The sequence below is a fragment of the bacterium genome (assembly GCA_024224155.1).
In the GTDB taxonomy this organism is placed as follows: domain Bacteria; phylum Acidobacteriota; class Thermoanaerobaculia; order Multivoradales; family JAHEKO01; genus CALZIK01.
Map to the genome: position 1 here is coordinate 1 of JAAENP010000254.1, position 11,681 is coordinate 11,681.

Here is an 11,681-nt window from a genome sequence, read left to right on the forward strand (position 1 = left end):
CGTCCCCCCCGGAGCGGGCTGCGGGGCTCGTCGGTGGGACCCCGCGGAGGTCAACGGCATCGTGTTCTTCACCGCGGACGACGGCGTCAGCGGCCGTGAGCTGTGGACGAGCGACGGCACCGAGGCCGGCACGGTTCTCGTCAAGGACATCCGGCTGGGTCCTTCCTACCCGTCCGAGCTCACGGCCGTTGCGAGCACACTGTTCTTCGTGGTCGATGACGGCGTATCGCGCGAAGAGCTCTGGAAGAGCGACGGTACGGCGGCAGGCACTGTCCTAGTCAAGGACATCAGTCCTGGTGGGTTCTCGTCCTCGCCCGCGCACCTCACTGCTGTTGACGGCACGCTCTTCTTTGAAGCAGGCAGTCTCGGAGCCGTCGGTCGCGAGCTGTGGAAGAGCGATGGCACAGAACCCGGCACCATCCTAGTCAAGGACATCAACCCGGGAGCCGACTCGTCGGGCCTCTCCGATCTCACCGACGTCAACGGTGAGCTGTTCTTGGCGGCCGACGACGGCACGACCGGGACTGAGCTCTGGAAGAGCGATGGCACAGCCGCCGGCACCATCCTGGTCAAAGACATCAACCCGGGAGCCGACTCGTCCTTTTACAGCGAGTACCCCCACATCAGGGGACCTCCCAAGCTCGTCAATGTCGGCGGTGAGCTGTTTCTCACTGCCGACGATGGCGTTGTTGGAATCGAGCTCTGGAAAAGCGACGGCTCGGAGACTGGCACGGCCCTTGTCAAGGACATCGACACCGCCACGGCCGGTTCCTCACCCGGGACTGCAACAAACGTCAACGGGACGGTGTTCTTCGGGGCCGACGACGGCATCAACGGTGCCGAGCTTTGGAAGAGCGACGGCACGACCGCCGGCACTGTTCTGGTCAAGGACGTTCACCCTGGCTCCGAGGGCTCCCTTCCCTGGGAGCTCGTCGACCTCAACGGCACTCTGTTCTTCAGAGGCAACGATGGTAGTTCCGGCACCGAGCTTTGGAAGAGCGACGGCACTAAGGCTGGTACCGTCCCGGTCAAGGACATCAATGCGGGAAGCGGAGATAGCTCTCCCAACTACCTCATCGTGGTCAACTCCACGCTGTTCTTCCGCGCTACGGATGGTGTCAGCGGAAACGAACTGTGGAAGAGCGACGGCACTGAGGCTGGCACCGTCCCGGTCAAACCCGGGGTTAGCACAACACACGAACTCGTCGAGTTCAACGATATGCTGTTCTTTGAAGGTTATGACGGCACTGCCGGCTGGGAGCTGTGGAAGAGCGACGGCACCGAAGCTGGCACGGCCATGGTCAAGGACATCAATCAGGGAACCAACTCGTCCTTTCTTTCCGATCTCACCGTGGTCAGCGGCACTCTGTTCTTCAGAGGCTTCGACGGTACTTCCGGAGGCGAGCTGTGGAAGAGCGACGGTACCGAGGCAGGCACAGTGCTGGTCAAAGACATCTACCCAGGAGGGTCCTCGTCCTCGGCCTCGGAGATCACGGCTTTCAACGGTACGCTGTTTTTCACGGCGACCGACGGCATCGCCGGACTGGAGCTGTGGAGGAGCGACGGCACCGAGGCCGGGACCGTCCAGGTAAAGGACCTCTACCCGGGAGACGGCTCGTCCTCTCCTTCCAACCTCACCGAGGTCAACGGCACTTTGTACTTCGCCGCCGATGACGGTTCCCTCGGTCGCGAACTCTGGCGGAGCAACGGCACGGAAGCCGGCACCGTGCTGATCAAGGATATCCAACCAGGGGCCGGCGGATCGCTCCCAGACAATCTAGCTGGAGTCAACGGCAAGCTGTTCTTCGCAGCCGACGACGACGATGATTCCAACTCAACCAAGAACCTCTGGTTGAGCGATGGCACGGAGACCGGCACCCTCAGAATCGACCTCAAACCCGGCCGCAGCGGCTACTCTCCGCGATTCCTGGCTCAATCGGGTGACGTGGCGTTCTTCTCCGCAACTACGGCCCAAGAGGATCGCGAACCGTGGATGCTGCTTCCCGAGGACTTCGGAGACGCGCCGGATCCTCTTCACCCCACCCCCAGCTCGTACGCGACGCTGAGAGTCAACAACGGTGCGGTGCACCCACTGCGGCTCGGGGGGCCAGTGCTAGGGGTGCTTCGGGAGGGCGAAGACGACGGGCTTCCAAGCACAGCGGCAAACGGCGACGACATGAACGGGCTGGACGACGAAGACGGAGTAGTTTTCACCAGCGTGCTCATGCCGGGGAGCCCGGCGGCCTTGACCGTAACTGTGAACGCCGTGAGTCGGCTAAACGCCTGGCTCGACTTCAACCGAGACGGTGACTGGGCCGACGCTTACGAGCAAGTGCTGATCGACGTCGACCTGGTGCCAGGCCTCAACCCGCTCCAGATACAGATGCGTAGCGACGCCCAAACCGGCCCGACCTACGCGCGGTTCCGGCTCGCCACCGTCGGCGGCCTGAGCTTCGACGGTAGCGCTCCAGACGGAGAGGTAGAGGACTACGCAGTCATGGTCGGCTGCCCAGCCGACCTCGACCTCGTCGATCGAACGCTTCTGGTGACGGAGCGATTCGAGGCGACAGAGTCCATTTCCACCGAGGGAGTCACCGTAGCGTTAACCGCGGACGTAACCTTGGAGGCTGCTGTGGTCGGAATAGGCAACGGCACCCTCATCGCAGGGAATCTAACGGTCATCTCGGCCAGCGGCGACTGCCTCCCCTAATCGGATCGCCTGTTCTCTTCGTCGAGCAGCTCAGCGACGACCGCGGCCAGCCTCTCCGGATCGAGAATCGGCTTCGAGATGTACTGATCGAAGCCGACGGCTAGGAACCGCTCGCGGTCACCCACCATGGCGTGGGCGGTGAGCGCGACCACCGGCAATTCGCGCAGGCCGTCGATCTGACGGATTCTCTTCAGCACCTCTGCGCCGTCCATCTCGGGGAGCGAGATATCCAGGAGAATCAAGTCGGGCGGTTTCTCCTGCATGGCCGCAAGAGCCTTCATGCCGGTATCGAACTCGGTCAGCTCGTAGCGGTCTTCCAGGATCGCACGCACGAGCAGCCGGTTGTCCGGATTGTCTTCAATAACCGCGACGTGCTTCAAGCCGCGGGAACCTCAGCGAGCTTCTTGAGCACGAGCAGAGCCGTCCGTGTTTCCTCTTCCAGCTCGGGCAGACCCGCCTCGAACCGCTCACGCTTCTGCTCGCCGGCCAGACTCTCGAGCCTGGCCGCGGTCTCGGCCAGCTCGATCGCTCCCAGGGTCACGGAGCTGGAGCGCAGGGAGTGGACGGCGCGCGCAGTGCGCGACCAATCGTCCGACGCAAGACCGCGCCGGATCTCTTCGAGGCGCAGCGGAGTGTGTTCCAGGAACAGCCGGGCCAGCCGGCCCAGGAGCTCGTCCCCTCCGATCTCGCGGATCTGGGCCAGCGTCTTCACGTCTAGTTCCACCGACAGTCCATTCCTCTCGTCTCCGCCTAGTTCAGATACTTCAGCATGTCCTTCACCGAAGCAGCTTCGGGATGGTCGGGCGCGAGCTCGAGAAACTTCTCGAAGGCCACCCTAGCCTTGCCGTTCTCTCGGGCGCTAGCGTAGCAGAGGCCGAGCTGGTGGTGCGCCTGCGGATTGGTCGGATCGAGCGCGACTGAAGTCTGGACCGCCTCGGTGGCCTCGGCAATCGAACCGTTGTTGAAGAAGTTGATGGCGTCGCGGAGGAACATCTCGGCCGCCGCAAGGGGGCTGTTCTGCTCGAGCTCCGCGAACGCTTCGTCCGCGGCTTCCTTGTTGCCGAGCTCCTGGTAACTGACATAGCGCACGATATTGGCCCGAGCATTGCCGGCGTCGTGTCCCAGATACTCCTCGGCCTTGTCGATCGCCGCCTGCCATTCGCCTTTCGAGTAGTGGATCTGCGCCAGCGGCAGCAAGGCCTGGTACAGACCGGGATCCACCTCGAGCGCCTGGGTGAAACCACGCGCCGCGGCGTCGTAGTCATCGACTTTGGCCGCCGCCACGGCCTGGTTGAAGATCCTGGCGGCGACGGCGGTTCCCGAATCCAGCAACGCGAGCCGCTTCAAGACCTCGTCGGCATTCTCTTTGTCGCCTTCTCCCCAGTAGGAGTCATAGAGTATCTGCAGCGCCAGTGGTTCGTCGGGCGCGACCGCGAGGAAAGCCTCGGCAGCCGCCCGAGCTTCACCCCAGCGCTCGGTTTCGAGCAAGACCCTCGAGAGCGCGGCATGGGCCATCTCGAGCTCGGGATTCGCGTTGACGGCCTCTCGGAAGTGGCCGATGGCCGCTTCCAGGTCCTTCGCGTTGTAGGCCTCGGCGCCCTTGTTGTACGCCTTGGTGGCCTTGTCCTGAGCCTGCAGGGCCTGGAGCTGCTTGCTCTGCTCGGCGGCTTCGGCCTCGGTGTTGAGGATCCACTCCGAGTCCACCACCTGTCCGGACGAGAGCTTGAACGGCTGCTCCCGGGTCACGTAGCCGTCCTTTTCCAGACGGATCACGTAGTCGCGACCGGCGTCGGAGATCGTGAAATTGAACTTGCCTTTCTTGTTGGTCGTGGTCACCTTCTCGAAGGCGAAGTCCACGCCCTGAAGAGTGACCGTCACTTTCGCCAGCGGCGTGCCACTTGAGTCCATCACCACCCCGCGCGCGCTGCCTCCGGTCGCCATCGCCGCGGAAACGAGGGTGGCGGCCAGCAAACAGCAGCCGAAAAACAAACGTATTCGTGAGCTCATCTCAAGATCCCCTTCAGGAAAAATCAGTCTCCCTACCAGCCGCAGGCCAGACCTTCGGTCTGCTCTTCGAGCCAAGTCTGCAGCGGGGCGAAGTAGTCGACGATCGCAGTCGCATCCATCTCCCTCTGACCGGTCACCGCCTCGAGCGCCTCGGGCCAGGGCCGGCTCGCCCCCATCTCGAGCATCTTGATCAGCCTCTCGCCGGCGTCCTGATTGCCGTAGATGGAGCATCGGTGCAAAGGTCCTTCGACTCCGGCCACCTCACAGAGTGACCGGTGAAACTGAAACTGCAGTATGTGTGCCAGGAAGTAGCGTGTGTAAGGTGTGTTCGCCGGGACGTGATACTTCGCTCCCGGATCGAAGTCGGCCTCGCTGCGCGCAACTGGCGCGACGACCCCCTGGTACTTCTCTCGCAGTCGCCACCAGGCAGCGTTGTACTCGTCCGGCTGGATCTCGCCGCTGAACACGCCCCATCGCCACTGATCGACCAGCAGCCCAAAGGGCAGGAACGCCACCTTGTCGAGCGCCATGCGTAACAACACGCCGAGATCGGCGGAGGCATCCGGAGCTTGATCCAAGAGACCGACCTTGACCAGGTAGTCGGGAGTCACCGAAAGCGAAATGGTGTCGCCGACGCCTTCGTGAAAGCCGTCGTTGGCGCTCTCTCGGAAAAGAAAGGGCTGCCTGCTGTAGGCCCGCTGATAGAAATTGTGCCCGAGCTCGTGATGGATGGTCGAGAAGTCCTCTGCGTTGCGCTCGATGCACATCTTGATCCGGATGTCATCCACTTGATCGATGTCCCACGCGCTCGCGTGGCAGACGACCTCCCGATCGGCAGGCTTAGTGAACAGCGAACGTTGCCAGAAGGTCTCGGGCAGCGGCTCGAATCCGAGCGAGGTGAAGAAGCGCTCGCCGTAGCGAACCATCTCGAGCTCGTCCACGCCCTTCTCTTCCAGCAGGTCGGTCAGGTCAAAGCCAGGATCGGCACCCGCCGGCGCAATCAGAGGATAGATGTTGGCCCAGGTCTGAGCCCACATATTGCCCAGAAGATGGGCCGGTATGGGCCCGCTCGCCGGCGCCACGGCTTCCCCGTAGGTCTCGTTGAGCTTGGACCGCACGAGGCAGTGAAGCGGCTCGTAGAGCGGCCGAACCTGATCCCACAGCCGGTCCAGCTCGGCCCGGAAGTCATCGGGGGGCATGTCGTAATTGGAGCGCCAGAGCGAGCCGAGGTCGCTGAAGCCCAGCTCGCGGGCGCCTTTGTTGCCGAGCTCGGCAAAGCGCTGGTAGCTATCTCGCATGGGCGGCGAAATGGTCCGCCAGCCCGTCCAGACCTCGAGCAGCTCATCGGGCTCTCGGCTCGAGGCCATGATCTTGCTCAGCTCCCCGAGCGCCTGGCACTCGCCGCCCTCGGGGCAGTACTTGCCCTTGCCATAGGTGCTCTCCATGGAGGAAGCGATCTGGGTCAACTCCGAGCGCTCTTCGGCGTCACTCGGCGCCGGCAGCGCCATCCCGGTCTTCAGGAGGTTCAGCTGACGCTCCACGGCTTCGGGCAGCTCGAGTCCGTCGAAGCGGGTAGTGCCCCGAGCGTACTCCATGGCCTTGCCGAGGTAGTCGTCGTAGGCCTCGGCCGCAAGCTGCTCGGTATCCTCGGTGATGTAGGTGGCCTGCACCCACTGAGCTTTGGCCAGGCCGATCGCCTCATTCAGCAAATCGCCGTCGACATCCGCCACGAACGCCTCGGCGCCGGCCACGGTGGCCGGATACGGGTCCTCGCCGGTCGGTGGCAGACAAGCTGCCGCTGCGAATACGGCGGCGACCAGGGTGACACCGGCCGCCCGCACCCATTTCTCGTTGCTGACCATGATTGAACTACCTCCCAGGTGATTGAAAAGTGCGGACCTGCCGGTACCGCAAAACCCGATCTTAGCGCGTCCGGCAGAGCCCGAGGCCGCCCAAGGCGACGGCCATTCGACCAGCGAAGTGCAGCTCGAAGCCGCTCGATGCCTTCCCGCAAGCGTTCGGTCGAGCAGGCGAAAGAGATCCGTACGTGGTCGTCGGCTCTGAAGGCGAAGGCCGAAGGTCCTCCGACAACCGTATAATCCCGCGACGACAAGTTCTTCGGCATGCCCCCGCTAGCGGTCGTCCGGCTCCGAAGATCCCCGCATGAGAAAACACTCCTCGATCCTGGCCGGCTTCGCCCTGCTGACAGCTCTGTCCGCGCCGGCCTTCGGCTTCACTCAGAACGAGACCGGCTTCGCTCCGCCGGCGAAGGCCTCCGTCGTGGCTCACCCGGCTCGTGAGGCCTATCTGCCGGGCGAGCCAGTGACGATCGAGCTCCTGGTCGAAGTCGATCCCGGCTGGCACATCAACAGTCGTTGGCCGACCTTTGACTATTTGATCCCGACGGCTGCCGAGGTCGATCTTCCCGAGACCTGGCCCACGGCCCGCGTGACCTACCCGCAAGGCGCGATGAAGACCTTCGCATTCGCCGATGAGCCCCTGTCGGTCTACGACGGCCAGTTTGTGATCGAGGCCGAGACGGCTGTGCCACAGGACGCTGCCTGGGGCACCGTTGCGGTCGCGGCCTCGCTGCGCTACCAGGCCTGCGACGATCGCAGCTGTCTGCCACCGACCACGGCCGAGACGGTCGTGTCTCTGGAGGTCGGAGAGCCCGGCCCGGCGGCCACCGGCCAGGGCTCGGCGCCGGCAGTCACCGACAGCCCACGCACGGCCACCGGCATCGGCGCCTTCTTGCTCTTCGGCTTCGTCGGTGGCCTGCTCCTGAACACCATGCCCTGCGTTCTTCCCGTCCTGTCCCTCAAGCTGATGGGCCTGGTCAAGAGCTCGACTAAAGACCGAAAGGAGGTTGTGGCCGGTTCGCTCGCGACCGCCGCCGGAATCCTGATTTCCTTCTGGGCCCTGGCGGCCGCGGCGATCCTCGCGAAGTCCGCGGGCGCTACCGTCGGATGGGGCATCCAGTTCCAGCAGCCGGTGTTCGTAACCGCGCTGGCCTTCGTCGTGGCTCTGTTCTGCCTCAACCTCTGGGGTCTTTTCGAGGTACCCCTCCCCCGGCGAATCGCCGGTTGGGCCGAAGCCGCGGGCGGAGAGGGACTGCCGTCTCACTTCACCGCGGGCCTGTTCGCCACTCTGATGGCAACTCCCTGTTCGGCTCCGTTTCTCGGCACCGCCGTGGGTTTTGCGCTGGCCCAGGCTAGCGGTGTGACTCTGGGTATCTTCACCGCGGTCGGGTTCGGGATGGCGCTCCCCTACTTTCTTCTCGCCACCGCCCCGGGCGCCATCAAGCTGCTACCGAAGCCGGGTGTCTGGATGGAGCACTTCCGCCACTTCATGGGCTATCTGCTCGCCGCCGCCGCGATCTGGCTCCTGTACGTCCTGTCCTCGCAGGTCTCTCGCGAACGTTTGGCGTTCATCGAGGTTTCGCTGCTCGCCCTGGCGCTCTTCGTTTGGATCAGGCATAGCTCCGGCGGCAGGGGGTCCTGGCGCTGGATTGGCGTGGCGGGAGCCGTCTCGGCCGTGGCGATCGGATTGTCTCTCGCGGCTGCCGCTCTCGAGAGCCCAACCGAAACAGCCCGCGGCGACCGCGCCCAGAAACTGATCCCATGGGTCTCTTTCGACCGCGAGGAGGCCGAACGGATGGCCGGGCAGGGGTCCATGGTGTTCGTCGACGTCACCGCCGATTGGTGCTTCACCTGCAAGGTGAACGAGAGGCTGGTGCTCGAAACCCCCGAGATCGAGGACGCTTTCTCGAGATACGAGGTCGTGCCGATGAAGGCCGACTGGACCAACCGCGACGACGACATCGCCGCCTTCCTGGCCGACCATGGAAAGTACGGCATTCCGTTCTACCTCCTCTACCGGCCGGGCCGAGAGCCGCACCTGTTCAGTGAGCTCTTGACCAAGGATGCGGTCTTGGCCGTGCTCCGAGAAACCGGCGAACCCGGCGTTCCGTTCTAGCAGCCGAGTTTGTTGAGCCGCCCTTCCCCGGACCCTTCGAGCTTGGTAACCAGGGCGGGGGCACGCACTCGGTCCTGTCCTGCTCTCTACTCCGGCCGCTCCAGTCGCACCGGGCCAGCCGCCGCCACTTCGGCCGGGCAGCCGCTGGCGTAGAGCTTGAAGTTCTCGATGAAGCGCGCCGCCAGACCGTCGTAGCGCTTCCAGTACTCGTCCCTGTCACCCCAGGTGTTCTCAGGAACAAGCACGTCCCCAGGAACTTCAGGGCAGCTCGCCGGAACCTCGAATCCAAAGAGCTTGTCCTTGCGGAACTCGACCTTCTCGAGCGAGCCGTCGAGAGCCGCATTTAGAAGCGCCCGGGTGTGGTGAATCGAGATTCGCTCGCCAATGCCGAACGGACCGCCCGTCCAGCCGGTGTTGACCAGCCAGCAACGGGCGCCGTGCTTCCTCATCTTCTCTTTGAGCATGTTGGCGTAGACGTACGGGTGATGCACCATGAACGGCGCGCCGAAGCAGGCACTGAAGGTGATCTTGGGCTCGATACCGAGACCGATCTCGGTGCCGGCGATCTTGGACGTGTAGCCACTGATGAAGTGGTAGAGAGCCTGATCCGGACTCAGCCGTGAGATCGGCGGCAGAACGCCCGAGGCGTCACAGGTCAGGAGCAAGATGTTGTTGGGGTGCGAGTCGGTCCGCCCTGCTTCGAGCACCCCGGCAACCGAAGCCAGCGGATAGCTGCATCGCGTGTTCTCGGTGTTGATGTCGTCGTCGAGATCGAGCTTCCTGGTCACCTTGTCGAAGACGACATTCTCGAGGACGGTGCCGAACATCTTGGTGGTGGCGTGGATCTGAGGCTCGTGCTCGGGACTCAGCCGAATGACCTTGGCGTAGCAGCCGCCCTCGAAGTTGAAGACTCCGGTGTTGCTCCAACCGTGCTCGTCGTCGCCGATGAGCTTTCTCCTCGGATCGGCCGAGAGGGTCGTCTTGCCGGTTCCCGACAAGCCGAAGAAAAGCGCCGCGTCGTTCGCGTCGCCGACGTTGGCGGAGCAGTGCATGGCCAGCACGCCCCTGTTCGGCAGTAGGTAGTTGAGCGTCGTAAAGATCGACTTCTTGATCTCGCCGCCGTAGGAAGTGCCGACGACCAGCGCCATGCGCTCGGCAAAGTTGATGATGATCGCGGTATCGCTTCGGGTGCCGTCGATGATCGGGTCGGCCTTGAATTTGGGCAGGGCGATGACCGTGAAGTCGGGCACGAAGTTCTTGTAGCGGTCACGCCTGAGCGGCGGTATGAACATGTTGCGGGCGAACTGACTCTGCCAGGCGTCCTCGGTGATGACGCGCACGGCCAGCTGGTACTCGGGATCATGCCCGGCGTAGCAGTCCTGCACGAACACTTCCTCGCCCTGCAGGTAGGCCTGCATGCGAGTCACCAAGCCGGCGAACTTATCCGTCGTGATCGGTCGGTTGTACTCGCCCCACCAGATCTTGCCCTCGCTCTCGGGCTCGATCACCACGAACTTGTCATTGGCCGCTCGTGCGCTCCACTTTCCGGTGTTGACGATCATCGGGCCGCCATTGACGATCGACCCTTCGCCTCGAAAAACGAACTCTTCGTACAACGCCTCGGGCGGCAGGTTCCAGTACACCCGCTTGAGGTGCTTCATTCCCTGTTGCTCGAGACCGTAGTCGCTCTTGAGGTCCTCGCAGTGAGACTGCGCCGGAGACTTGATCTTCAGATATTTTGACATCGCGCTTGTCCCCCGCGGTTAGTTCCAGTCGCGAATCAGTTTGCGGTCGCCCATGTAGAGCTCGTTGGGTGAATTCGGGTCCAGAGCCCACTTGATGCGCTCGATGCCTTCGGTGATGTCTTTGACGGCGCCACAGTAGGAGAGGCGCAGATGGCCGTCCACGCCGAACTCGGCGCCCGGTACGGTGATCACCTGAACCTTCTCGAGCAGGAACTCGGCCAAACGGTTCGAATCCTTGTCGTAGTGGCTGAAGTCGGGCAGACAGTAGAAGGTACCGTCCGGCACCGTGACGTTCACTCCGTCGAAGCTCGACAGCTGCTGCAGCATGATGTCGCGGTTGTTTCTGAGCTGTACGCGCAGATTCTCGACCGACGACTGGACGCCGTTGATCGCCGCCACCGCCGCTTTCTGCAGCACTCCCGGCGGGCCACTCGTCTGGTGACCCTGGATGTTGGCCATGACCCGGATGAGGTCCGCATTTGCGACCGCCCACCCGATGCGAAAACCGGTCATTGCGTACTGCTTGCTGACGCCGTTGACCACGATGAGCTTCGACTTGCTGCCCAGGTCGTTGGCGAACTCGTAGCAGTTGATCGGCTTCTTGCCGTCGAAGATCAGGCGGTGGTAGATGTCGTCCATGATCAGGTAAAGATCTTCGTTCTCACAGAACTCGACCACGTCCTTGATGAACTCGGCGCTGTACATCACCCCGGACGGGTTGTTGGGGCTGTTGATGATCACGGCCTTGGTGTAGCTGCTGACGCGCTGAGTGATGTCCTGGATGCGCGGATAGAAGGTGCCGTCTTCAGCCGGAGCCGGGATCGGCTTCGCTCCGCAGAGCTTGACCATCTCCGGGTAGCTCACCCAGTAGGGCGCCGGAAAGACGACCTCGTCCTGCGGGTCGAGGATGGCCTGCAAGGCGACCATGATCGCCTGCTTGGCGCCGCTCGAAGCGATGACCTGCTCGTGAGTGACGCGATGAAAGTAGAAGTCTTTGACGTACCTGATGATCGCGGCCTTCATCGCAGGTGTTCCGTCGGCCGGCGTGTAGCGCACTTCGCCCGAGTTGAGGAGGTTCGATGCGGCAACGATGGCGTCGAGCGGCGCACGGCTTTTGGGCTCGCCGCCTCCCAAATGAATGACCGGATCTCCCTTGGCGCGCAGAATAGCGGCCTTCTCGTTCATCCGGAGCGTGCCGGATTCTTCGATCGTTCTCGCGATCTGACTGATACTCATGGCTTTAC

General features: G+C 63.2%; 7 protein-coding genes and 2 pseudogenes. 3 read left to right on the forward strand and 6 right to left on the reverse strand.

Translation table 11 applies throughout. The features are described 5' to 3' along the window. A pseudogene (locus GY769_13235) lies at nt 1-586 on the forward strand (hyalin). A 75-nt stretch (nt 587-661) separates the two neighbouring features. Beyond that, nucleotides 662-1,909, forward strand: a pseudogene (locus GY769_13240) (hypothetical protein). Nucleotides 1,910-2,706: 797 nt separating this feature from the next. Here the strand turns inward: GY769_13240 and GY769_13245 are convergent. From GY769_13245 to GY769_13260, 4 genes are read right to left on the reverse strand one after another with little or no spacing between them, the layout of a single operon-like run. After that, nucleotides 2,707-3,090 carry a response regulator gene (locus tag GY769_13245; protein ID MCP4202881.1) on the reverse strand — a complete coding sequence of 128 codons (384 nt, stop codon included), beginning with the start codon at nt 3,088-3,090 and terminating at the stop codon, nt 2,707-2,709. Continuing rightward, nucleotides 3,087-3,434 carry an Hpt domain-containing protein gene (locus GY769_13250; protein ID MCP4202882.1) on the reverse strand — a complete coding sequence of 116 codons (348 nt, stop codon included), beginning with the start codon at nt 3,432-3,434 and terminating at the stop codon, nt 3,087-3,089. The genes GY769_13245 and GY769_13250 overlap by 4 nt, the downstream gene beginning before the upstream one ends. Nucleotides 3,435-3,460: 26 nt before the next feature. Next, nucleotides 3,461-4,717 carry a tetratricopeptide repeat protein gene (locus tag GY769_13255; protein ID MCP4202883.1) on the reverse strand — a complete coding sequence of 419 codons (1,257 nt, stop codon included), beginning with the start codon at nt 4,715-4,717 and terminating at the stop codon, nt 3,461-3,463. 32 nt (nt 4,718-4,749) lie between these two features. Next, a complete protein-coding gene (locus GY769_13260; GenBank protein ID MCP4202884.1) occupies nt 4,750-6,579 on the reverse strand; it encodes a M2 family metallopeptidase in 1,830 nt (609 codons plus the stop codon). A gap of 301 nt (nt 6,580-6,880) precedes the next feature. Here GY769_13260 and GY769_13265 point away from each other — a divergent pair, with 301 nt between their 5' ends. Next, nucleotides 6,881-8,692: a hypothetical protein gene (locus GY769_13265; protein ID MCP4202885.1), complete on the forward strand. Its 1,812-nt coding sequence runs from the start codon at nt 6,881-6,883 to the stop codon at nt 8,690-8,692. A gap of 86 nt (nt 8,693-8,778) precedes the next feature. Here GY769_13265 and pckA read toward each other — a convergent pair whose 3' ends face one another. Both pckA and GY769_13275 read right to left on the reverse strand, forming a co-directional pair. Then, on the reverse strand, nt 8,779-10,437 hold the full coding sequence (gene pckA / locus GY769_13270; GenBank protein MCP4202886.1) for a phosphoenolpyruvate carboxykinase (ATP): 1,659 nt from the start codon (nt 10,435-10,437) through the stop codon (nt 8,779-8,781). A gap of 18 nt (nt 10,438-10,455) precedes the next feature. Then, nucleotides 10,456-11,673 carry a pyridoxal phosphate-dependent aminotransferase gene (locus tag GY769_13275; GenBank protein ID MCP4202887.1) on the reverse strand — a complete coding sequence of 406 codons (1,218 nt, stop codon included), beginning with the start codon at nt 11,671-11,673 and terminating at the stop codon, nt 10,456-10,458. Nucleotides 11,674-11,681: the final 8 nt, after the last annotated feature.